Source organism: Chromatiales bacterium, from assembly GCA_020445605.1.
Taxonomy (GTDB): Bacteria; Pseudomonadota; Gammaproteobacteria; order JAGRGH01; family JAGRGH01; genus JAGRGH01.
This window is the reverse complement of the sequence record JAGRGH010000051.1, coordinates 69,622-92,877: the sequence shown is the minus strand read 5'-3', so window position 1 is coordinate 92,877 and position 23,256 is coordinate 69,622. Positions and strand designations below refer to the sequence as shown.

The 23,256-nt window shown below is 65.6% G+C and carries 20 protein-coding genes and 1 tRNA gene; 13 read left to right on the top strand and 8 right to left on the bottom strand.

Annotated features, from left to right (window positions below; genetic code table 11):
- Positions 1-43 precede the first annotated feature (43 nt).
- On the top strand, positions 44-928 hold the full coding sequence (gene galU / locus KDG50_12850; GenBank protein ID MCB1866305.1) for a UTP--glucose-1-phosphate uridylyltransferase GalU: 885 nt from the start codon (positions 44-46) through the stop codon (positions 926-928).
- A gap of 71 nt (positions 929-999) precedes the next feature.
- Here the strand turns inward: galU and KDG50_12845 are convergent, their stop codons facing one another.
- The 5 genes from KDG50_12845 to KDG50_12825 all read right to left on the bottom strand — a co-directional run bounded on the left by KDG50_12845 (position 1,000) and on the right by KDG50_12825 (position 7,670).
- The gene (locus KDG50_12845; GenBank protein ID MCB1866304.1) at positions 1,000-1,893 is read right to left on the bottom strand and encodes a glycosyltransferase; all 894 of its coding nucleotides are present in this window, start codon (positions 1,891-1,893) and stop codon (positions 1,000-1,002) included.
- On the bottom strand, positions 1,890-3,005 hold the full coding sequence (locus KDG50_12840; protein ID MCB1866303.1) for a glycosyltransferase: 1,116 nt from the start codon (positions 3,003-3,005) through the stop codon (positions 1,890-1,892). The genes KDG50_12845 and KDG50_12840 overlap by 4 nt, the downstream gene beginning before the upstream one ends.
- Before the next feature lie 26 nt (positions 3,006-3,031).
- Positions 3,032-3,937, bottom strand: a complete 906-nt coding sequence (locus KDG50_12835; protein ID MCB1866302.1) for a glycosyltransferase — start codon at positions 3,935-3,937, stop codon at positions 3,032-3,034.
- Positions 3,938-3,945: 8 nt separating this feature from the next.
- Positions 3,946-6,702 carry a valine--tRNA ligase gene (locus tag KDG50_12830; GenBank protein MCB1866301.1) on the bottom strand — a complete coding sequence of 919 codons (2,757 nt, stop codon included), beginning with the start codon at positions 6,700-6,702 and terminating at the stop codon, positions 3,946-3,948.
- An 83-nt stretch (positions 6,703-6,785) separates the two neighbouring features.
- Positions 6,786-7,670: an FHA domain-containing protein gene (locus KDG50_12825; GenBank protein ID MCB1866300.1), complete on the bottom strand. Its 885-nt coding sequence runs from the start codon at positions 7,668-7,670 to the stop codon at positions 6,786-6,788.
- Between the two features lie 471 nt (positions 7,671-8,141).
- Here KDG50_12825 and KDG50_12820 point away from each other — a divergent pair, with 471 nt between their 5' ends.
- Both KDG50_12820 and KDG50_12815 read left to right on the top strand, forming a co-directional pair.
- Positions 8,142-8,897, top strand: a complete 756-nt coding sequence (locus tag KDG50_12820; protein ID MCB1866299.1) for a hypothetical protein — start codon at positions 8,142-8,144, stop codon at positions 8,895-8,897.
- Positions 8,898-8,992: 95 nt separating this feature from the next.
- Positions 8,993-9,706: a transposase gene (locus KDG50_12815; protein MCB1866298.1), complete on the top strand. Its 714-nt coding sequence runs from the start codon at positions 8,993-8,995 to the stop codon at positions 9,704-9,706.
- Positions 9,707-9,789: 83 nt separating this feature from the next.
- Here KDG50_12815 and KDG50_12810 read toward each other — a convergent pair.
- Positions 9,790-9,865, bottom strand: a tRNA-Glu gene (locus KDG50_12810).
- A gap of 73 nt (positions 9,866-9,938) precedes the next feature.
- Between KDG50_12810 and pcnB the strand changes: the two genes are divergently transcribed.
- The 5 genes from pcnB (at position 9,939) to KDG50_12785 (ending at position 14,166) form a co-directional block, all read left to right on the top strand.
- Positions 9,939-11,285 (top strand): polynucleotide adenylyltransferase PcnB, encoded by a 1,347-nt coding sequence (pcnB, locus tag KDG50_12805; GenBank protein MCB1866297.1) that lies wholly within the window; start codon positions 9,939-9,941, stop codon positions 11,283-11,285.
- Positions 11,282-11,773: a 2-amino-4-hydroxy-6-hydroxymethyldihydropteridine diphosphokinase gene (gene folK, locus KDG50_12800; protein ID MCB1866296.1), complete on the top strand. Its 492-nt coding sequence runs from the start codon at positions 11,282-11,284 to the stop codon at positions 11,771-11,773. Before pcnB ends, folK begins: the two co-directional genes overlap by 4 nt.
- Positions 11,770-12,429, top strand: coding sequence for a deoxynucleoside kinase (locus KDG50_12795; GenBank protein MCB1866295.1), 660 nt, complete (start codon positions 11,770-11,772; stop codon positions 12,427-12,429). The genes folK and KDG50_12795 overlap by 4 nt, the downstream gene beginning before the upstream one ends.
- Before the next feature lie 64 nt (positions 12,430-12,493).
- On the top strand, positions 12,494-13,288 hold the full coding sequence (panB, locus tag KDG50_12790; GenBank protein ID MCB1866294.1) for a 3-methyl-2-oxobutanoate hydroxymethyltransferase: 795 nt from the start codon (positions 12,494-12,496) through the stop codon (positions 13,286-13,288).
- The gene (locus tag KDG50_12785; protein MCB1866293.1) at positions 13,288-14,166 is read left to right on the top strand and encodes a pantoate--beta-alanine ligase; all 879 of its coding nucleotides are present in this window, start codon (positions 13,288-13,290) and stop codon (positions 14,164-14,166) included. Before panB ends, KDG50_12785 begins: the two co-directional genes overlap by 1 nt.
- Positions 14,167-14,216: 50 nt before the next feature.
- On the opposite strand, the gene rne is transcribed toward KDG50_12785, so the two are convergent.
- Positions 14,217-16,988, bottom strand: a complete 2,772-nt coding sequence (gene rne, locus KDG50_12780; protein MCB1866292.1) for a ribonuclease E — start codon at positions 16,986-16,988, stop codon at positions 14,217-14,219.
- Positions 16,989-17,634: 646 nt separating this feature from the next.
- On the bottom strand, positions 17,635-18,159 hold the full coding sequence (locus KDG50_12775; GenBank protein ID MCB1866291.1) for an MOSC domain-containing protein: 525 nt from the start codon (positions 18,157-18,159) through the stop codon (positions 17,635-17,637).
- Between the two features lie 39 nt (positions 18,160-18,198).
- Here KDG50_12775 and KDG50_12770 point away from each other — a divergent pair, with 39 nt between their 5' ends.
- From KDG50_12770 to prmB, 5 genes are all read left to right on the top strand, one after another.
- Complete coding sequence (locus KDG50_12770; protein ID MCB1866290.1) at positions 18,199-19,542, top strand: GHKL domain-containing protein; 1,344 nt, start codon at positions 18,199-18,201, stop codon at positions 19,540-19,542.
- 308 nt (positions 19,543-19,850) lie between these two features.
- A complete protein-coding gene (locus KDG50_12765; protein MCB1866289.1) occupies positions 19,851-20,258 on the top strand; it encodes a DUF4332 domain-containing protein in 408 nt (135 codons plus the stop codon).
- 160 nt (positions 20,259-20,418) lie between these two features.
- Positions 20,419-21,645 carry a hypothetical protein gene (locus KDG50_12760; protein MCB1866288.1) on the top strand — a complete coding sequence of 409 codons (1,227 nt, stop codon included), beginning with the start codon at positions 20,419-20,421 and terminating at the stop codon, positions 21,643-21,645.
- Between the two features lie 2 nt (positions 21,646-21,647).
- The gene (locus KDG50_12755) at positions 21,648-22,193 is read left to right on the top strand and encodes a cytochrome b (GenBank protein MCB1866287.1); all 546 of its coding nucleotides are present in this window, start codon (positions 21,648-21,650) and stop codon (positions 22,191-22,193) included.
- A 121-nt stretch (positions 22,194-22,314) separates the two neighbouring features.
- Entirely contained in the window at positions 22,315-23,220 is a 906-nt protein-coding gene (gene prmB / locus KDG50_12750) for a 50S ribosomal protein L3 N(5)-glutamine methyltransferase (GenBank protein MCB1866286.1), read from the top strand.
- The last annotated feature ends 36 nt before the right edge of the window (positions 23,221-23,256 follow it).

Below are 23,256 nucleotides of genomic sequence, written 5' to 3'. Positions count from 1 at the left end.
GGTTAGGATTGCAGTCGAATTTTTTGTTTCTGATTCAAACACGATGATCAAACCCATCACCAAAGCGGTGTTTCCGGTCGCCGGTCTCGGCACTCGATTTCTGCCCGCCACCAAGGCGAGTCCCAAGGAAATGCTGCCGATCGTCGATCGGCCGTTGATCCAGTACGCGGTTGATGAGGCCGTGGAGGCCGGCATCACAAACCTGATTTTCATCACGGGCCGGACGAAGAACTCGATCATGGATCACTTCGACAAGGCCTACGAACTGGAAACCGAACTCGCCGCGCGGGGCAACGAGCGTCTGCTGGAACTGGCGCGCAGCGTCGTGCCGGACGGCATCACCTGCACCTATATCCGGCAGCCCGAGGCGCGTGGGCTCGGTGATGCGGTGCTATGCGCGCGGCCGGTTGTCGGCGACGAACCGTTTGCTGTGATCCTCGCCGACGATCTGGTCGCCAATCCCGGTCGCGGCTGCATGGCGCAGCTCGTCGAGCAGTACGGAAAAACGGGCTGTTCGATTCTCGCGACCGAAGAGGTGCCGCGCGAGGCGACGCATCGCTACGGCATTGTCGCCACCGATACCGGCAACGGACGGTTGTCCGAGATTCGCGGCATCGTCGAGAAGCCTGCGCCGGAAAAGGCGCCGTCCAACCTGGCAGTGATCGGACGTTACGTACTCACGCCCCGCGTTTTCGCGCGACTTGCAACCACTGAGCGGGGCACTGGGAACGAGATTCAGTTAACCGATGCGATCGCGGGGTTGCTCGCAACCGAGCGGGTGTTCGCCTACCGCTTCGAGGGTCGCCGTTATGACTGCGGCGACAAGCTGGGCTATCTCAAGGCCACCGTGGAATTCGCGCTCAATCACGCCGAGCTTGGTGAGCCATTTCGTGAGTATCTGCAGAGCCTGGGCGAGACCACGCCCTGACACGACAAGAATCGAGCGGGGGTTCATTTCCCGGGGCAGGCATGATGAGCATGCAGGTGCCGGGGGGGCGATCAGGTCGGGAAGTATTCGATCGTTTCAATCCAGCTCTGCGTTCTGGGCTGGAACCGCAGCACCGGGCCGGCGCAGACCGCACCCCAGCGTTCGCGCAGTCGCAGGGGCATGCCGGGAATCCTGGACAGAACCGAACCGGGGCGCGGGCTTGCCTGCGCACGAGGAAACTGGCCGTAGCGCGCAAGCACCCGCGTGGCCTCGTCGCGATACAGATCGAGATTCGAGCTGCGTTGGTCGGTCCGGCGTCTGAATCCGGCGAGCAGGGCCTCGACCGACCAGCATTCGGCATGCTCGAAAAACCGCGCCCAGAGATCGAAGTCCGCGGCCAGCGTCACCGATTCGTCCAGCCGAGCTCCACAGCGCTCCCACAGTCCGCGTCTCCAGAACGTCGATTCCTGTTGAATAAAGCGGCCTCCGCCCCTGTGGTGCATTCCGATCGGCAGGTTATGGCCGCGATAGAACGCGACCGGGTTGAGCGGCGTGGCGCGCGATGACTCGATCGCCACGCCATCGGCGTTGAACAGGACCGGAAACCGTGATGTCAGCCAGTCCACCTTTGGGAACGATTTCATCAGGGAGCCGACCGTGGCGAGTGTCCACGGGAAATACAGATCATCGGCGCCGAGCCAGGCCAGGATCTCGCCGGTGGCGTGTTCGAAGCCCTTGTTCAGCGCCGCGTACTGGCCGTCGTCCGGCTCGGAACACCACCAGCTGATGTGCTGTTCGTAGCGCCTGATGATGTCGACCGACCCATCGGCAGAGCCGCCGTCCACAACGATCAGTTCCAGGCCCGGAAAGTCATTGCGCACTACCGACTCGAGCGTGGCGCCCAGATAGGCCGCCATGTTGAAGCACGGGATGATGACGGAGATCGATGGCGGCGGGTTGCTCACTGGGCCACCAACATTCGATGCCGGTCGATGCTTGTCAATGCCTCGGTCAATGAGAGTTGCAGCCTTTGCGATGTGAACCGGCGCCGCATCGTCGATTGAAGACGCCGATACTGTCGATACCACTCGGCCGGACTGATTGCCGCGCTACGATCCACCGCCGCTGAAATGGCCTCGATCGAATCAGTCTCGATTATGACGCCGAAACCGTCTGCGTCGATGGCCGCGCTGCGCAGATGGACTGGCAGCAGCCCCGAACGCATGGGGGTCCATACGCTGTCGCCTCCGCCTTCCGCGCAGGACAGCACCAGGTTCCACGCGCAGCGTCGTGCGATGGAGCGGTACTTCGCTGTGCGTACATCGACGAATCCATGAAGCGAAATATTCGGTGTCTCGAACAGTTCCCGCCGGTACATGTCACAAAATTCCGGGTTCGCCCTGACTCGGCCGAAGATGTGCAGTTCCAGGTCGGGTCGCGAAGAGAAGACCTCGAGCGCGAGGTCGAGCCCCTTGTAGACTAGCCCGGTGCCGGCCATCCAGAGGAACCGTCGTCTCGCGGTAAACGGGTTGCGGAAACGAATCGTCGGAATGTCGTTCAGACAGCCGGGCGCGAGCCTCGTCACGGCGTCAGCCCGCTGGCGCCAGATCTGTTGAGCGAAGGCTGAGTCCATGCACAGAACCAGATCGGAGGCATCGATCATGGTGTCGGTCAGAAATTCCGGACGCTGCTCGGTGTAGTCACCGCCGCGACCGGAATGAAGCCGATTCAGTCGTGCATGCAGTGCGCGGCGGACGAATCCCGGTGGGAGTTCCGTGCCCAATAGAACCTTCACGGCCTCGTTGGCGGCTGACTTGAGGGCCGTTGTAAATGCCGGGCCCTGGCCAACGATCAGGGAATAGTCGGATGCGTCGAAATCCAGCGTGCTCTCGCAATCAATCACATCCAGAGAATACCCCAGCTCCGTAATCGTTGTAGCGATCGTCACTGCGTTGCGACGGTTTGGGTGTAGATGCCAATCGCCAAACTCGCTGGAAACCAGTGGATCGGCGACGTAGCACAGCAGTGCTTTTTTGGCGTCTTGCGGCGGGTTGCGACAATACGCAAACGGTTGCATTTGCGAAGTCACGAAAGCCCGCCGATTCAGGACGGCCTGAAGTAAAAATGCGCGAAAATTCTCGGATGACGGAAGGCAAGCCGGGCGAGCGCTCGGCGGGCGCGGGCTGCGTCGCGGCGTGAAACCTGTCCGAGTTCACGGTACTTTTGAAGGGAGATCTGCACGAAGTCCCAGCGGGATTTCGTTGCGGCATCCGGCGGCAGTGCCGCAATCGTGTCGTGAAATTTCTCCGCCGCATACACCATGTCTTCCAGGCTGGCGACGGTGTGGGTGACACTGCATGATTCGTCGGTTCGGCGATATTCCTGCAGGGTTTCTGGCACGTAGATGCCCGGATGTTCAATCGCCAGTGATACGCGCGCATCCCAGTCCTGCCAGAGCCGGATCCTCGGATCGAACGCGGGCGTCGGGATCAGGCAACGGTGTACGAGTTCGTTGCGAAGGTGTGCGGTGAATCGTGACGGTCGCAGGAGTGCGCCGACGAGCGTATCGCGTGGAACGGGGCCGCCGGCCCCGAAGGCCCTGGAAAAATCCCACTCGCTCAGCGGGGTGCCATCGGAATCCACAAGCCGGACATTCGAAAATGCGAATCCGGCGTCGGAATGCGTGAGCAGCGCATCGGATTCAAGCTCAAGCTTGCGTGGCAGAAACCGGTCGTCGGCATCCAGCCAGGTGACGAGGTCGCCCGTGCACAGCCCGGCGACCTTGGTCTTGTTCGGCGTGATGCCGAGGTTGCGTTCGTTGAACTCGATGCGGAACAGGCCCGGATGCCGGTTCGCGTAGGCGGTCAGAAGCTCGCGCGTTCCATCGCTCGATCCGTCGTCACAGATGACGATCTCGCTGGCCGGTCGCGTTTGCGCGAGGACGCTGTCGATCGCCGCGGCTATGTAGCGCTCGGAGTTGTAGGTCGTCAGCCAGACACTGATGCGCACGATGGAGCCTAAAGTCTGGCGATGCGTTCGCGCTGCGCGCTGAAGTTCGCGATGGCATCGCGAAGGCCGTCGGCGCGGGCGCGTTCCTTGGCGACGACTTCCGCAGGCGCACGCTCGACGAAGCTGGCATTCGACAGCTTGCGCTCGATCTGTTCGATCTGCGCGGACAGCTTGCCGAGTTCCTTGTCGAGCCGGGCGAGTTCGGCATCCTTGTCGATGAGCCCTGCCAGCGGAATCAGAATCGTTGTGCCGCCGGCAATGGCGGTCGCGCTCTCCGGGCCGGTTTCGCCATCGGCCAGACGGCTTGCGGACTCGATGCGTGCGAGTGCGGAAATCAGACCCGCATTGCGTTCGAACCAGTCCCGTTCTTCATCGTTGCCGCCCTGTACCAGCACCGGCAATGGCTTGCCTGGCGCGATGTCCATTTCCGCACGGATGCGCCGCACGCCCAGCACGAAGCTCTGCAGCCAGGTCATTTCCTGCTCGGCCGCGGGGTCCGCGACGATGGCGTCGGATTCAGGGTAGGGCGCGAGCATGATCGTCTCGCCCGCGACGCCGAGGCGATCCGCAACGGGTCGCCAGACGGCCTCCGTGATGAACGGCATGATCGGATGCAGCAGACGCAGGGTGTTTTCGAGCACGTCGAGCAGGGTGTGACGTGTCGTGGCCGCCATCTGCAAATCGCTCGCGTCGTTCAGCACGGGCTTGGTCAGTTCCAGATACCAGTCGCAGTAGGCATGCCAGACAAAGTCGTGCAGCGCGTTCGCGGCGAGATCGAACCGGTAACTGCCGATTGCGTCATTGACGATGCGCACGGTGCCGGCGAGCCGTGAACGAATCCAGCGGTCGGCGAGCGTAAGCCGGTCGGTGTGCGGCGTGATGTCCGCACCGTCCTCGCAGCGCATCAGCACATAGCGCGCGGCGTTCCACAGCTTGTTGCAAAAGTTGCGATAGCCTTCAATGCGGCCGACATCAAAGTTGATGTCGCGCCCGGTGCTGGCCAGCGCCGCGAACGTGAAGCGCAGTGCGTCGGTGCCGTAGCCCTTGATGCCCTGCGGAAAGTCCTCGCGGGTATGACGTTCAATGGTTGCGGCCATTTGTGGCTGCATCAGTCCAGCGATGCGTTTTTCAACCAGCGTTTCGAGGTCGATGCCGTCGATCAGGTCGATCGGATCGAGCACATTGCCCTTGGACTTCGACATCTTCTGGCCGTGCGCGTCGCGCACCAGCCCGTGGATGTAGACCTCGCGAAACGGCACGTCGTCCATGAACTTCAGGCCCATCATGATCATCCGGGCAACCCAGAAAAAGATGATGTCGAAGCCCGTGACCAGCACGCTGGTCGGGTAGAAACTGCGCAGCGCCTCGGTGTTTTCCGGCCAGCCGAGTGTGGAGAACGGCCACAGCGCCGAGGAGAACCAGGTGTCCAGCACGTCGTCGTCCTGGCGCAGCGGGCGATCGCCCAGTGCGTGGCGTTCGCGGACCTCGACTTCACTACGTCCGACATAGACATTGCCCGCCTCGTCGTACCAGGCCGGGATGCGGTGTCCCCACCAGATCTGCCGCGAGATGCACCAGTCCTGGATGTTGCGCATCCATTCGTAGTAGGTCTTGGTCCAGTTCTCGGGCACAAAGCGGATGCGGCCGTTCTCGACCGCGCGGATCGCGGTCTCGGCGAGCGGGCCGGCACGCACGAACCATTGGTCGGTCAGCCACGGTTCCAGCACGGCACCCGAGCGGTCGCCGCGCGGCACGACGTGACGGTGCGCTTCAATGCGCTCGATCAGGCCGACGGTTTCGAGATCCGCGATGATGCGCCTGCGTGCCTCGTAGCGATCCAGCCCGCGGTAGGCCTCGGGTGCGTTGTCGTTGATGGCCGCGTTGCGATCCAGCACGTTGATCAGCGGCAGGCCGTGGCGCTCGCCGACGGCGTAGTCGTTGAAGTCGTGCGCGGGCGTGATTTTCACGCAGCCCGAGCCGAAGGTCGGATCGACATAGGTGTCGGCGATCACCGGAATGCGCCGGCCGGTCAGCGGCAGTTCGACTTCGCGGCCGATCAGCGCCTGATAGCGTTCGTCCTCGGGGTGCACCGCCACGGCGGTGTCGCCGAGCATGGTTTCCGGCCGGGTCGTGGCGACGACCAGCTGCCCGCTGCCGTCCGCGAGCGGATAGCGCAGGTGCCAGAGGTAGCCATTGTCCTCGACGTTCTCGACCTCCAGATCGCTGACCGCCGTGTGCAGTACCGGGTCCCAGTTCACGAGGCGCTGGCCGCGATAGATCAGACCCTCCTCGTACAGGCGCACGAACACCTCGCGCACGGCGGCCGACAGGCCCTCGTCCATGGTGAAGCGCTCGCGCGACCAGTCGACCGAGGCACCCATTCGGCGCAGCTGGCGCGTGATGCGCCCGCCGGACTCCTGCTTCCACTGCCAGACGCGCTCGATGAACACCTCGCGACCCAGGTCGTGGCGGGTCTTGCCCGTCGCGTTCAGCTGGCGCTCGACGACCATCTGCGTCGCGATCCCGGCATGGTCGGTCCCCGGCTGCCAGAGCGTGCGCCGGCCGCGCATGCGGTGGTAGCGGGTCAGGGCGTCCATGATCGTGTCCTGGAACGCGTGGCCCATGTGCAGGCTGCCCGTGACGTTGGGCGGCGGGATCATGATGCAGTACGGCGCGCCGTCGCCGCTGGGCGCGAACACGCCGGCCTGTTCCCAGCGTCCGTAAAGATCGGACTCGATCGCGGCGGGATCGAAGCTTTTGTCCATGGTCAGGAAGGGGCGGAGCGAATAAAGGCGCGATTATAACGGGCGGCCACGGGCGGCTGGTCGGCCGCATGCGGGCGGGTGCGCTAGAAGCAGGGGGTCAGAATCTTGTGCTGGTCGGCGAAGCCCGCGACCTCGGTCTCGGCCGTCTCCATGCACTCGAACTGGTCGCCCAGGCGGTTGGCGGCGGCCTGGGTCAGATTGACCTTCATTCCGGTCTTGCCGGCGGGTTTCTCGATCTTGAAGATGTAGTTCAGGTCCTTGCCGGCGAGCTTCTCCACGCCACTGCTCATGCCGGCGCCGATCGCCACGACGCCGTAGTGGCAGATCACGCGAAAACCCAGGCCGGTTTCGGATTCCAGCGCGTTGAACTCGCGCAGCATCGTCGCGATGCGTCCGGGCGCGTCCGGCGCGTCGCGCCAGAACGCCAGGAGGCCGTCGCCCATGTATTCGTTCACCATGCCGCCGCTGGCTTGGACGATGCGCTCGCACTCGCGGCCCCACATGCGGAATTTCAGCGAGACTTCGCTTTGGGGCAGTTCCTGGATCAGCCGGGTCGAGCCCTTCACGTCGGCGAGCAGCAGCCAGACCGGCGTGGTGTTCACCGCGATGACCGTGCGATCGGAGGCGATGCTGGACGCATCGCGGGTCAGCGTCTCGTCGCGCAGCTCGCCGAACTCGAACTGGCTGTCGCCGATGCGCACGGTGTCGCCGTCTTTCAGCGGCATCGGCCGGCTGAGGCGGTTTTCGTTCAGATAGGTGCCGTTGGTGCTGCCCAGATCGATGATCAGCCAGCGGCGGCCGGCGTCGTCGTACTGGAACATCGCGTGCTCGCGCGAGGCGCGATCGTCCTCGAGCACGAACTTGCACTTCTGCGAGCGACCAACGTTGAACGACATGCGCAGCGGAATTCGCTCACCCTTGAACACGAGCCAGGCCTTGATCGAGCGGTTGTCGGTGGGGTCGGTCATCGGGCTTGCCGGCATCCGCTGCCGCCGGGGGCGGGCAGGTGAACGCGTCGCGCTGCGGCTGGTCGCCGTGCTGCCGGGCGGGGCTGGTCGGGCCGGATCGGGGCTCGGTGTGCCGGATGAATCACGAGGTCCTCTGCCGCAGTGCCGTCGTGGGACCCATTCTTGCAGAAAATCGCGGCAGGCGTTGTGCGCTGCGGCAGCCTGGGCCATTTGCCCCATCCGGTCGCCAGGGCAGGCCTGCGGCCGCCTTGTCAGTGGCCTCCCGGTGTTCTAGCCTTCTGGAGTGGGAAATGAACGGGTTTCAACGCGGGAGCAGGGATCATGCGTCTGTCCGATGTCGCCAGACTCCAAGCGATCCGCCCGGTGCAGCCGGTCGGGCGGGGGATCGTGCATCCGGCCTTTTTGGACCCTGTGCCCGGCGTCGATCTCTTGAAAAGGGCTCTGACTCCTTAAATCCTTGTATCTCTATTGATGCCAATCAGGTGTCTCGCACTTCCTTTTATTTTCAATCCATCAGATAGAGGTTGGTACTCTGATGAAGGCCAACATGTAAGCACCAATGAGAACTACTCCGCAGGTTTTTATTACGGCAGTACAGCGTTTACAGAGTGGCATAACTTCTTCACATTTGATCTATCCGGTCTATCCGGCAATGTGAATTCAGCAGTATTTCGTTTTTATGTGGGAAACACTGACAACGGCACCCACCCTTCCACCAACGGATTCTTTTCAATTTACGATGTGAATACGGCTCTCCCAGCCCTTCTTGGCGACTCCACTACTGATGTTTCTATATTCAATGACTTGGGTACAGGTGTAAATTACGGGTCAGTTTTGATACCCGACTATGCGAGCTATTCATTTAGAGAAATCACCTTTAATTCAGAAGGTATTTCCGCGATATACAATAGCCTGGGTGGTTCTTTTGTTTTCGGCGGCGCCATGGATAACGATTTTCGAATGGGCGGCGGCACTGGCGGCACGAATCCGTTCGTACCGATCCTTACAATCGATATCACGCAATCTGTTCCACTGCCAACTACACTATTCCTAATTTTATACATGCTTCCTTTGGTCAATTTAACAATTAAAAATATAGGGGTCAGCTTAGATTCAAGAATCAAGTGCAACACTGAATTTAAGGGGCAGAGCCACTGCTGTCCCACAAAAGGGGAACAAAAAAGGCTTAAACCGCTGCTGGTTGATACAATGAATGTTCCACTATAAAAAGGGGGCAGAGCCCTATAAAAAGGGGTCAGAGCCCTTTATTTGGCCTGCCGCAGGTGTTACGATCCCCCTTCTGCTGCGAAGGGGGTGGGTAAATGCCACGAAAACCACGTTTTTATCTACCTGGAGTGCCGGTCCATGTCGTCCAGCGTGGCCACAGTCGCGAGCCGGTGTTCTTCGAGGATTCCGACTACGCGGCCTATCTCGGCTGGCTTGGCGAGGCGGCCGTGCGCTATGGCTGTGCGATCCACGCCTACGTTCTGATGACCAATCACATTCATGTGTTGGTCACACCAGCCGAGAAAGACGGCATCAGCCGCATGATGCAGTACGTCGGCCGGCGCTATGTGCCGTACGTCAATCACCTGTATGGCACCAGCGGCTCGATCTGGGAGGGGCGCTACAAGGCCAGCCTGATCCACGACGAGGAGTATCTGTTGGCCTGCATGCGCTACATCGAGCTCAATCCGGTCCGGGCGGACATGGTCCGCTCACCGGCGGGCTACCGGTGGAGCAGTTATCGGGCGAATGCGCAGGGCAAGGCCGACGATCTGGTCACTGCTCATGCGCTGTATCTGAACCTGGCGCGGACCCGCCCGGCACGGCTCGAGGCGTACAAGGCGCTGTTCAAGGCGCATGTCGAACCGGGCGCTCTCGAGCAGATTCGCGCGGCTTGGCGCACGGGCACGCCGCTCGGCAACGATCATTTCCGCGAGCGGATCGAGGCGAAGCTCAAGTGCAACGTGGGGCATTCCAGGCGCGGGCGCCCGTCGATTCCGCGGCTGGAAGTCGAGGAAATTCCCAGCTAGGCGCCGCGCCCGCCCGACCGGCCACCGTACCGCCGAAGTAACGGGGCGAACGGCTGATTGCGCCGTACCGGGGAAGTCGGAAATGGCGCTCCCTAGGGGATTCGAACCCCTGTTACCGCCGTGAGAGGGCGGCGTCCTGGGCCTCTAGACGAAGGGAGCGGCGAGGTGCCGGGCTGGCAGGCGATGGTATTATAAACGGATCGTTCCGCCACTCAATCGTGCCGTGTCAGGCATGGGGCCCACGGCCGGCGGAACCCGCTTCAAAGCAGGAACCACCGCCATTCATTCCGCCCCTGCCGTCATCCCGCGGTCCGCGCACACGATCTCGCGCAGCCTGATCAGCGAAAGCGCGCTGAAGGTCCTCTACCGGCTGCACAAGTCCGGGTTCCAGGCCCATCTCGTCGGCGGCGGGGTTCGCGATCTGCTGCTCGGGCGTGAGCCGAAGGACTTCGACGTTGCGACCGACGCCCGCCCGGAGCAGGTCGCGGAGCTGTTTCGCAATGCCCGGTTGATCGGCCGTCGGTTCCGGTTGGCCCATGTGCGCTACGGGCGCGACATCGTCGAGGTTGCGACCTTCCGTAAGGGCAGCGACCCGGATGAAGACCACGACGGCATGACCGTGGACGGCGACGGTCGCCTGCTGCGCGACAACGTCTACGGCACGATCGAGGAGGACGCCTGGCGGCGCGACTTCACGGTCAACGCGCTCTACTACAACATCGACGACTTCTCGGTGCTGGATTTCGTCGGCGGCCGGGCCGATCTGGATGCCGGCGTGATCCGGCTGATCGGCGATCCGGAACGTCGATACCGCGAAGACCCGGTGCGCATGCTGCGCGCGGCACGTTTCGCGGCGAAGCTCGGTTTCACGCTGGAGAAGCACACTGAGGAGCTGATCTGGCAGCTTGGCGGCCTGCTCGGCGATATCCCGCCGGCGCGGTTGTTCGATGAAGTGCTGAAGCTGTTCATGACTGGCCATGCTTTGCAGTCGTTCGAACAGATTCGCCACTTCCGGCTGTTCGGCCAGCTGTTTCCGGCGACCGAATCCGCGCTCGCGCAGGAGGTCCAGCACTTTCCGATCACCTTCGTTGCGCGCGCGATGGAAAATACTGATGTGCGCATCGCCGATGGCCGCCCCGTTACGCCGGCGTTTCTGTTTGCCACGCTGCTGTGGGAACCGGTTCGACTGCGCGCCGAGCGCGAAATGACCAGCGAGGCCGTGCCGGCCGAGGTGATCGATCGCGCGGCCGATGCGGTGCTCGACGGGCAGGCCGCGCGTGTGAGCATTCCACGCCGTTTCACGAGCGTCATTCGCGAGATCTGGCGTCTGCAACCGCGCTTCGAGCAACGCAACGGCAATCGGGCGAAGCGGTTTCTGACGCATCCGCGATTTCGCGCAGCCTATGATTTCCTGCTGCTGCGCGCGGAATCCGGCGAGGTTGAGCCGGCACTGGCCGAGTGGTGGACGGACCTTGCAGAGGGGCGTGCCGAGCCGGCGCCAATCGAGGCCGACGGACCGAAACGCCGCAACCGCCGGCGCCGGCGCCGGCGCAAACCGGCAGCCGAATCCGGGTCGTGACCCGGGCCTATGTGGGGCTCGGCGCCAATCTCGGCGACCCGGCCACCCGGATCGGGCAGGCCTTTAATGCGCTCGCCGGCACGGAACGGACTACGCTGGTCGCGCGCTCGCCGGTCTACCGGAGTGCGCCGCTAGGGCCGCCGGATCAGCCGGACTACCTGAACGCCGTCGCGGCACTGGATACCGCGCTCGAGCCGGCCGCGCTGCTCGATGCCCTGTTTGCGATCGAGCGCGCGGCGGGGCGCGATCGCCGGGCCGGGACGCGCTGGGGACCACGTGTGCTGGACCTAGACCTGCTGTTGTTCGGCGCACGAGTCGCGTCGGACCCGAAGCTCACGCTGCCCCACCCGCAGATGCACCGTCGTGATTTCGTGCTGCAACCGTTGCTGGATCTCGCGCCGGACATCGTGATTCCCGGTCGCGGCCCGGCCGTTGCGCTGCTGGCTGCGCTCGACGAGCGTCATGATCTGCGGCGTGTCGCTCCATGAGCCGCGAAACACGGCGTTTCATCGCGATCGAGGGGCCGATCGGCGTCGGCAAGACCACGCTGGCCACGCGGCTGGCCGAGACGCTCGGTGCGCAGCTGCTGCTCGAGCGCCCGGCGGACAATCCCTTCCTCGATCGTTTCTATCGCGCACCGCGCGAGGCGGCGCTTGCGACCCAGCTGCATTTTCTCCTGCAACGCGAACAGCAGCTGCGCGAACTGCGCCAGGGCGATCTGTTCCGGCAGGCGCTGGTCGCCGACTTCATGATCGAGAAAGATCGGCTGTTCGCCGAGATCACGCTGGACCGGGCCGAGTTTGCACTGTACGAACAGGTGCAGCGTCATCTGGCGATCGATCCGCCGCGTCCGGATGTCGTGCTGTATCTCCAGGCGTCGGCGCCGGTGTTGCTTGAGCGCATCGCGCGCCGCGGGCGTCCGGCCGAACGTGCGATCCGTGCCGAGTATCTGGATGCCCTGGGCGAACGCTATGCGCGGCTGTTCTACGACTACACGGCCGCACCCGTGGTGATCATCAACACCAGCCACATCAACCCGATTGCGAACGACGCCGATCTGGCGCTGGTGCTGCGTGCGATCGAGCGGGCCGAGCATGGCCTGCACTATCTGAACGCGCAGTCGGCCGCGATGGAACGGGTATGACGGTCGTGCCGGGGCGTGGCGGTTGCCGGTATGCTTTGCGACCTGTTCGTTGCCGTGCGAAACCATGACCGACATCAACCTGACCACGCTCAACCGCATGAAGGCCGACGGCAGAAAGATTGCCGTGCTGACGGCCTATGACGCGAGCTTCGCGCGCGTGCTCGCCGCGGCCGGTGTGGATGTGATCCTGATCGGCGACTCGCTGGGCATGGTGATCCAGGGGCATGGCTCCACGCTGCCCGTGCGTATCGACGACATGGCCTACCACTCGGCCTGCGTCGCGCGTGCCGCCGCGCCGTGTTTCATCATCGCGGACCTGCCGTTTCTGACCTATACCAGCCGCGTGCAGGCGCTCGAGAACGCCGGCCGGCTGCTGGCCGAGGGCGGGGCGCACATGGTCAAGCTCGAAGGCGGCCGAGCGCAGCTTGCAGTCGTTGAGGCACTGGCCGAGCAGGGCATACCGGTGTGCGCGCATCTCGGTCTCACGCCGCAATCGGTGCACCGCTTCGGCGGCTATCGCGTGCAGGGCCGCGATCCGGCACAGGCCGACACCATCGCGCGCGATGCGCTGGACCTGCAGAACGCCGGTGCGCAGATGCTGGTGCTCGAATGTGTGCCGGCGCCGCTCGCCGCGCGGATCACGGCGAGCCTCGCGATTCCAACCATCGGCATCGGAGCGGGCGTCGACTGCGACGGCCAGGTGCTGGTGCTGCACGACATGCTCGGCATGGGCGGGCCAAGGCCGCGCTTCGTGCGCGATTTTCTGGCCGGGAGCGGCTCGATCGAGGCCGCGGTGCGCGCCTATGTTCAGGCCGTGCGCGCCGGTGAGTTCCCGGCGGAAGAGCACTGTTACGCCTGATGCAGACGCTGCGCGATGCCGACGAGCTGCGTGCCTGGCGTGCGGAGCTGCGCGCGAGCGGCGAGTCGCTTGCCTTCGTGCCGACCATGGGCAATCTGCACGACGGCCACCTGCATCTCGTGGAGGTTGCGCGCGAGCGTGCCACGCGCAGCATCGTCAGCATCTTCGTCAATCCGATGCAGTTCGGTGCGGGCGAGGACTTCGAGCGCTATCCGCGCACCGAGGGTGCTGATGCCGCGCGGCTGGTCGATGCAGGTGCCGACGCCTTGTTTCTGCCCGGCGTCAGGACGCTGTACCCGCACGGTCCCGGCGATCAGACCCGCGTGGAAGTGCCGGGTATCTCCGACATCCATTGTGGCGCCGCGCGACCCGGACATTTCGTCGGCGTCGCGACCGTCGTGCTGAAGCTCTTCAATCTGGTGCAGCCCGATATCGCGGTGTTCGGCCGCAAGGATTTTCAGCAGCTGCTGGTGATCCGGCGCATGGTCGCCGATCTGAACCTGCCGCTCGAGATCGTAGGTGTGCCGACGGTGCGCGAGGCCGATGGGCTGGCGATGAGTTCGCGCAACGGCTATCTCGATGCCGACCAACGCAAGCGTGCAGCGGGGCTTTATGCAACGCTGGTCATGGCGCGCGAGCGCGTGCTGGCCGGTGATCCGATCGCCGAGATCGAACGCAATGCCGCGGCCGGACTCGCGGTCGGCGGCTTCGTCCCCGAGTACCTGCGGGTGTGCGACGCGACGACGCTTGCGCCGGCAGGTGCGGACACGCGCGACCTGGTGATTCTCGCTGCTGCGCGCATGGGCGCGACGCGGCTGATCGACAACCTCGAATTTACGCGCGGCGATCAGGCCGCAACTGCGGTGCCCGGGCGCTAGCAGGCTGTTGAGCTTCTCTTTTCAGCAGCCTGATATCGCGGGACAGGACACTATTCCCCGGTGCCCTGACCGCCGTCGGTCGTGGCCGGCGCACGTGCTGGCTCCGGTCTGACCTCGGGCGCCGGTGTGCGCGCCGGTTCGGGCTTCGGTTCCGCTGCGGGGCGTGCCTCGGTCGGTTGCGGCGCAGGCGCCGCGGCGCTTTCGGCCGGACGCGGTGCCGGCGTTTCCGGCGCCGAATGTGCCGGGCCCTCTCCCGCACCGTTGCCGCCATGCTGGGCGGGCGGCTGGCTCGGTGGCGCCGATGGGTCGCTGGCGTCGCGCGGTGCCCGCTCTTTGGGCGGGCGCTGCTGATGCTGGCGACGCGGCCGTTCGGTACCGTCGCCGCCGTTGTTGTCCCGAGTCTGCGCCTCGCCACCGGCCGCGGGGTTGTCCGAAGTGTCGGCCGCGGCGCCGGACTCACCGGCTGGCGCTGAACCCTCGCGTGCGCGACGGCGTCCGCGGCCGCCGCGGCGACCGCGCCGATTGGCCTTCTTCACGGGCGCGGCACCGGCGTCTTCCGGCGCGGGTGCAGGCGTGGTAGTGGCCGATTCGTTCGCCGGCACGGCGGGAGCCGTGGCCTGCGGCGCGTCGCCGGCCGCGGGGCTGGCGGTCGGCGGACTCGTCGGTTCGGCACCGGTCGGTGCCGTGGCGTCTGTGCTTGGCGTGGTCCCGGGCTCGCCGGAATTACGCGAGCGCTGACCGCGTCGCGAACGTTGCCGGTTTGGGTCGCGTGACTGTCCGTCCTGGCGATTGCGCGGTTCGTTCTGCTCCGGACGCTCGGTGCTTTCGCTGCGCTGCGGGCGTTCGCCGCGGTCGCGATTCTGCCCGCCGTCGCGACGACCGTCGCGCCGCTCGCCGCCTTCACGCCGCTGACCGCGCCCACGCTCGTGGCGCGAACGCCCATCATTGCCGCGCCCCGGTTGGCGCGGTTGCGCGGCGCCTGCGGTGTTCGCGGGCGCGGCTTCCGGCGGGTTGACCGGTGCTGCGACCGGGGCCGATTCGCCCGGCGCATCGTTGGCCGCGGATGCCGGCACGGCGTTCTCGCCGGTGCCGACCAGCGCGCGCCAGACGCGTCGCAGCAGGCCGTTGTTGACGGCCGGCGCGGCCGCTGCAACCGCGGCGGTCGTTGCCGACATCTCGGCGTCGGAGGGCGGTGCCGGCTGCCGCGCGGGCGCGGGCGGCGGGCGGTCGATCGCGCGCACGGCGGGTTCGTCCGGTGCGCGCATGCGTGGTTCGCCGGTTTCGGCGGATTCCTCGACGGCCTCGACCATCTCGTAGCTGACCGGTCGTTCGGTCTCCTCGCTGACGTCGGCACGGCGCACTCGCTCGATGCTGTAGTGCGGCGTTTCCAAGTTCATGTTTGGGACCACGACGATGGTCACGTCGTTGCGGGTCTGCACTTCTTCGATCGCCCGGCGCTTTTCATTCAGCAGGAAGGTCGCGACGTCGACCGGCGTCTGCGCGACCACGCGCGCGGTGCCGTCCTTCATGGCCTCTTCCTCGAGCAGGCGCAGGATGGACAGCGCGAGCGAGTGCACGGTGCGCACCGAGCCGCAGCCGCTGCAACGCGGGCAGACCATGTGGCTGGACTCGCCGAGCGACGGGCGCAGGCGCTGGCGCGACATCTCCATGAGGCCGAAGCGCGAGATGCGCCCGAGCTGCACGCGCGCGCGGTCCATCTTCAGCGCCTCGTGCATGCGGTTCTCGACCTTGCGCTGGTTTTTCGACGGGCCCATGTCGATGAAGTCGATCACGATCAGTCCGCCGAGGTCGCGGATGCGCAGCTGGCGGGCGAGTTCGTCGACGGCCTCGAGGTTCGTGTTGAGCGCCGTATCCTCGATGTCCGCGCCCTTGGTCGCGCGTGCGGAGTTCACGTCGATCGCGGTCAGCGCCTCGCTGTGGTCGATCGAGATGGAACCACCGGACGGCAGCTTGACCTCGCGCGTGAACGCCGACTCGATCTGCGATTCGATCTGGTAGCGGCTGAACAGCGGTACGCGGTCGGTATAGAGCTTCAGCCGGCGCAGGTTCTCCGGCATGACCTGCTGCATGAAGCCGCGCGCCTGTTCATGCACGCGCTCGTTGTCGACGATGATCTCGTTGATGTCCGGGCGCAGGTAGTCGCGGATCGCGCGGATGATGATGTTCGAATCTTGAAAGATCAGGAACGGCGCGGGGCGCGCCTCGGCCGAGCGCGAGATCGCGTCCCACAGATGCAGCAGGTAGTTGAGGTCCCACTGCAGTTCCTCGACCTGCCGGCCGACCCCGGCCGTGCGCACGATCAGGCCCATGCCCGCAGGCACTTCCAGACCGGAGAGCGCCTCGCGCATCTCGGTGCGGTCCTTGCCTTCGACGCGCCGCGAGACGCCACCTGCGCGCGGGTTGTTCGGCATGAGTACCAGGTAGCGGCCGGCGAGGCTGACGAAGGTCGTCAGCGCCGCGCCCTTGTTGCCGCGCTCTTCCTTCTCGATCTCGACGACGAGTTCCTGGCCTTCGCGCAGGGCCTCGGCGATGGTCGCGCGGCCGCCCTTTTCCTGAGCGCTTTCGGAGAAGTATTCGCGTGCGACCTCCTTGAACGGCAGGAACCCCTGGCGGTCGGCGCCGTAGTCGACGAACGCGGCCTCGAGGCTGGGCTCGATGCGCGTGATGCGACCCTTATAGATGTTGGATTTGCGTTGTTCGCGTCCGGGCGACTCGATGTCCAGGTCGTATAGCCGCTGGCCGTCGACGAGCGCCACGCGCAGCTCTTCGCGCTGCGTGGCATTGATCAGCATTCGGTTCATTCGCGCGGGTCCTTGTTATGTTGTTGGATCGCGCGGTGCGGGGCAGGCGGGTGGCGGCGCCGCTCCTGGCGCTCTGTACGAACACGCATGCCGCTCAAGCGGTGCGCCTCCCGGATCGGACGCACGCGTGCCGCCAGACCGGAGAATGCGGGACCGGGCCCGCAGTTCGTTGCCGAATTGTCGCGCCGCGGTCGGACCGCGACGCGGAATGTCCGATTGTTGCCTGCCCGGCGCACTCGCGTGATGCCGGTGTTGCTACGGGCCCCCGCGCTTGTGCCACGGTGGCCGCCAGGTTCCCCGGCTCCGCGGCGCGTCCGGCCGGACCCTCCGGCCGATTACCATTTGAGCGCTGCCTGCAGACGGGGCATGTCTCTTCGGCGTGGCGCGATTGAATTGCGCTCGCCGTTGTGGCGGTGGTTCGACGGGCGTCGCCGGGTGAGGGCTCAGACGGCCGGATTCGGCTCGAAGGCTGGCAGCGGGTTGGCGCGGCCGTGACACCGGCCGGGGCCGGGGTGACGCCTTGCGGGCGGAAGGTGTCGATCCATCGCCGCCGTCGCGGGGCCGGACGCTTTGGTCCATGCACCGTAACGGACCGCGCGAGTGTATCAGCCGGGCCGGGAAGCCACAATCGGCGTGTTGTCAAGCTTCAGTCGGAGGGGGCGTCGCCGTCGACCGGCGCGATCCAGCGCACGGCGTCGCCGGTGCGGATGACGCCACCGACCACCACCCGCGCCGTGATCCCGCCGTGTCCGCGCATGGCCTGGTAACCGCCGGGGCCGAGCGCTTCCTCCATGCGCGAACACGGGTGACAATGACCGCTGCCTTCGAGAATGGCCTCGCCGATCGCAAACCGAGCCGTGCGCAACGCCGCCAGATTGATTCCGCGAACGACCAGATTCCGGCGCAGCAGGGCCGGGTCGATCGACGTCCGGCCCGTCCAGGCCGCGATTACCGGCAGGTGTTCGGCCTGGATCAGCGTGATCTGGCGCTTTCCGCTCGCGCTCCCGGACCAGTGGTCGCCTTCCAGTCCCTGCCCGGCGAGCAGCCGGGTTTGTCCGACGACATCGATGGGTGCGCGCCGCGCGGACCGCAGTCCGATCCACTCCAGCGTGCCGGTGCCGGCGACCGGCCAGCGCATGGGTGAGGGTCTTCCCGGTTCTCGATCGAACATGGACGAATTGTATCGGCGCCGCAGCGCGGGGCGGTCGGCATGATGGCCTTGCGCACCCGGCTCGCGATCGCCGCCGGGGCCGTGCTGGTGGTCTTTCTCGGGCTTACGGTCGTTGCCCTGGTCGAGGCGTTCAAGGACGCGCGCGAGACGGCTCTGCGTGACACCCTGCAGGCGCATGTCTACACCCTGCTTGCGACCACGGACCTGGATGCCCAGGGCCTGCCGCTCGTTGAGGAACCCGCGCCGGTGCCGGACCTTGAGACCACGGGTTCGGGCCTGATCGCCCGAATTCTCGATCCGGCCGGCGCGGTGCTCTGGCAGTCGCCTTCGGCGGTGGGCGAGGGCCTCGCGATCGTCCCGGTGGAAGAACCCGGAACGATGCTTGTGAACTCGCTCGACGATGCCCGCGGGCGCAGCTGGCTGATCGTGCGCTTCGGCGTGATCTGGGAGACCGAGGCCGGTGCCGAGCGGCCGATGACCATCGCGCTGGCCCGCGACCGCGTCGGCGTGCAGGCGCAGGTCGCACGTTTCGCGCAGGGGCTCTGGCTGTGGCTTGGCGCACTGGCGGCCGTGCTGCTCGCCGCGCTGCTGGTGGTGCTGCACTGGGGCCTGCGTCCGCTGGCGCAGGTCGCGGGCGATCTGCGCCATATTTCCGCGGGCGAGGCGAATGCGATCGATCGCGCCGTGCCGCGCGAACTCGCGCCGCTGACCGGGGCGGTGAACTCGTTGCTCGAATCCGGTCGCGCGCGCCAGATGCGCTACGCGAATGCCCTGGACGAACTCGCGCACAGCCTGAAGACACCGCTCGCGGTGCTGCACGGCGCCGTGCAGGGCGAGTCCGACGCGAACCTGCGCGCCAGCGTTCGGGAACAGGCCCAGCGCATGCACGACATCGTGCGCTATCAGCTCGGCCGCGCCGCGGCCGGTGGCACGCGCGCGCTGCTTGCATCGATTGCGTTGCGACCGGTGCTCGAAGAGATCCGTGGTGCGCTTGCGAAGGTCTATCGTGACAAGTCGCTGTCGATCGATCTCGCGGTCGACAAGGAGTTGCGTGCGGCCATCGAGCGCGGTGATCTCATGGAGATCTTCGGAAACCTGCTCGACAACGCATGCAAGTGGGCGCGGCGGGAGATTCGCGTGGCGGCGACCGTTCGGTCGGACATGATCGTGGTCACGGTTGCCGATGACGGGCCGGGCATTGCCGAGCCGGCGCGTGAGGCCGTGCTGGAACGTGGCGTGCGTGCCGACGAGCGGGTCGACGGACAGGGCATCGGTCTCGCAGTCGTGCGTGAACTGGTCGCCGCGTACGGCGGTGCGTTGAAAGTTGGTGCCGACCCCGACCTGCGTGGCGCTCTGGTCACGATCGAGTTTCCGCGGCGTTGAGTCGGATCCCTGGTGCCGTTGTCGGCGGATCTTCGGGCGGATTGAAAGGTATCGGTTTACATCCGTTCCGTAAGCCTATGAAGCGAAGGCAGAAGCAATGTTTGTCAGCGAAGACCGGCGTCGCGTGTCACTGACGTCCGGCCGTGATCGGGCTGAAAAAATTTTGTAAACGCTGCTTGCCTGTGATGGGAGGCGGGCGCGGGACGCTGGTACACTCCGGGCGTGCGGGGTGGTGTGCAAAACCGTAAGTCGGCATCCGGGGTGTGGGCCGGTGCCATGTACCAGTCGACCAAAGGGGAAACAAACATATGTCATACAAGATCGAAGCCGTCGAGGGCATCGGACCGGTCTATGCGAAGAAGCTCGCCGGTGCCGGAATCCGCACGACGAAGGATCTTCTGAAACTGTGCTGCGACAAACGCGGCCGGCAGAAGATCGCGAAGGATTGCGACATCAGCGAAAAGCTGATCCTGACCTGGGCCAATCTCGCGGACCTGATGCGCATTTCGGGCATCGGCCCGCAGTTTTCGGAAATGCTCGAAGCCGCCGGCGTGGATACCGTAAAGGAACTGCGCAACCGCAAGGCGGAGAATCTTGCCGAGAAGATGAAGGAGGTCAACGCCGCGAAACGTCTCGCGCGCGCAACGCCGCCGCAGGCATCGATCCAGCGCTGGATCGACGCGGCACGCACCATGGAACCGCTGATCACGCATTGATTCGGTCCGCAGTCCGATCGACAACGAGCCCGGCCCAGTGCCGGGCTTTTTCGTTGAACAGGCGTGGATCAGCGACAACGCGATGGGATCGGTAGTACGCCGGAGTTCCAAAATCGATCTGCGCGCGTACACTTGCCGCGTCAGTCGGTGAGGCCCCGCCATGAATGAAGCTTCCAATCCGTTGCGCCGCACCGCGCTGTACCTCGCCGTGGTGCAGTTTCTGTTCTTCACGACCTGGATCGTCTACGTCACTTATCTTGGCGAGCTGCTGGAGCGCATCGGCCTGGGCCGCGACCTGCTGATCTGGTTCATCCTGCTCGATCAGCTGGTGTTCGCGGTGTCCGACACGGTGATGGGCTACGCGGCCGATCGCTTCGAGCGCGTGCTGGGCCGCATCGGGCCGCTGATCGCCGGGGTCAACGTGGTTTCCTGCCTGGCCTTCGCGCTGCTGCCGCTGACCCTGGAGCTGGGCGTCGGCGGTGTCGCGCAGACCGTGTTCACGCTGCTGATCGTCGTGTGGATCGCCACCTCCTCGGTGCTGCGCGCGCCACCGATCGTGTTGCTGATGAAACACGCCGCGCGCCCGCGCGCGCCACGTCTGGTGGCGCTGACCCTGCTCGGCCTCGCCCTGGGGGGCGCGGTGTCGCCGTATCTCGGGCTGTGGCTCAAGGGCGTGGACCCGGTCGTGCCGTTCATGCTGACCGGCGCGACGCTGTTGCTGGTCACCCTGGGGATGTCGCGCATGGAGGCCCTGAGTCGCGGACAGTCAGACACTGCGCCGGACGAGCGCGCGATGCCGCCGTTCCAGCCGCGCAATGTCGTACGGTTGCTGCTCGCCAGCCTGTTGCTCGGCTTTGGTTTTCAGATTCACTTTTTCCTCAACACCAAGCCGCAGTTTCTTGCCTACATCGGTGCCGCCGAGCTGGTCTGGGTGCTGCCGCTGTTCTGGGTCGGCTTCAAGCTGCTGGTGTTCCCGGGCGCGGCGGCGGCGCGCCGCTTTGGGCCGGTCGAGACGCTGGTCGTGGCGGCCCTCGTCGGTGGGCTCGCCACGCTCGGCGCGAGTTTCGCCGACAGCCTTGGCGTGCTGATCGCCGCGCAGATGCTCGCCGGCGGCGCCTGGGGCGTGGTGTTCATGGCCGGCATCAGCGCGGCGCTCGGCTTGGGCACGCGCGGCCGCGAGGGCCTGGTGCTGGGGCTGTGGTTCACGATGCTGTCGGTGGCGACGCTGATCCGCGGCGGTCTGGTTGCCGGTGGCGTGCAGGTGTCGCCAGCTGGCGCGGGGGTGCTCGACTGGCTGCCGCCGCTGCTTTGGCTGGCGGGTGGTCTGGTGTTGATTGATCTGGCGCTGCGCGCGCGGCGGCTCAAGACGATGTTCATGGAGGCCTGAGGATGGCTTGGCGCAATGACGAGGTTCGGTACGGCGGCGTGGCGATGGTGCTGCACTGGTCGATGGCGCTGGTGATGCTCGGCCTGCTCGCGCTCGGCCTGTGGATGGTCGAGCTGCCCGACGGCGATCCGAAGTGGGGCTGGTACGGCTGGCACAAGTCCTTCGGCCTGCTGGTCCTGATGCTCGCTGTCGTGCGGGTGCTGTGGCGGCGGCGCAATGTGCAGCCGGCGATGCCAGCGGGTCTGGCGGCGTGGGAGCGCTTTGCCGCGCACGCGACCCACACGATGCTCTATCTCGCGATGTTCGTGCTGCCGATCTCCGGCTATGTGGATTCGTCCGCCGGCGGCTATCACGTCGCCTTCTTCGGCCTGTTCGAGCTGCCCCTGGTGATCCCGAAGAACGAGGCGCTGCTGGAAGCGGCGGTGCTGGTGCATCAGTCCGTCGCCTACGGCCTGATTGGCCTGCTCGTGCTGCACGTCGGCGCGGTCCTCAAGCACCACTTCGTGTTGCGCGACGATGTGCTGCGGCGGATGCTGCCGCGGCGCTGAACGGGACATCGCTGGGTGATCGGCCGTCATCCGGACGCCTGGCCTGCTTCATCCGCGACACCGTTGTCGGAACGATAATGGCGGCCCGCGCCCGTGCCGCGTGAAACCCGGATACCGAACCATGCCTTACGCGATAACGCCGGAACTCAGAACTGTGGCCGATCATGTGCGTGCGGCGGCAAGCGCGATGAACCGCGCGGGGCTGGTGTTCGGTCATGGCACGGACAACGCGATCGACGAGGCGCTCGCGCTGGTGCTGCATGCCCTGGCCCTGGATCACGAGCTGCCGGACTGGGTGCTGGGAACCCGGGTCAGCGCGGCCGAGGCCGAAGCCATCGCCGGACTGGTGGGCCGGCGCATCGACACGCGCAAGCCGGCCGCGTATCTCACCGGAACGATGCGTTTCTGCGGGCTGGACTTCGCTGTCGACGAACGCGTGCTGGTCCCGCGCTCGCCGATCGCCGAGCTGATCCAGGCCGGGTTTGCGCCCTGGCTGGAAGATCGCCCGGTCGACCGGATTCTGGATCTTTGCTGCGGCTCCGGATGTATTGGCATCGCCTGCGCCATGGCCTTCCCCGATGCAGCGGTCGACCTGTCGGATCGCTCGCCGGATGCGCTGGCGGTCGCGCGCGCCAATGTCGCCCGTCACGGCCTCGAAGGGCGTGTGGCCGTGTTCGAGTCGGACCTGTTCGCGCAACTGCCCGCCGCGCGCTACGAGCTGATCGTGACGAACCCGCCGTACGTCGCGGATGCCGTGGTCGACGCCCTGCCCGCGGAGTACCACGCCGAACCGCGCATGGGTCTGGTGGCCGGCGACGACGGGCTGGACTTCGCCCGGCGCATCCTCGCCGCTGCCCCGGACTGGCTGGCCGACGACGGGATCCTGGTCATCGAGGTGGGACTGAGCCTGCCGGCGTTTGCGCGGGCGTTTCGTGATCTGGCCTGGGTCGAGGCCGAATTCGAACGCGGTGGCGAAGGCGTCGTCGTCATCGAGCGTGCCGCGCTCGATCAGTGGCGCGACGGCTGACCGCTCGCCCTGGGCGGCAGGCGCGGGTCAATCCGT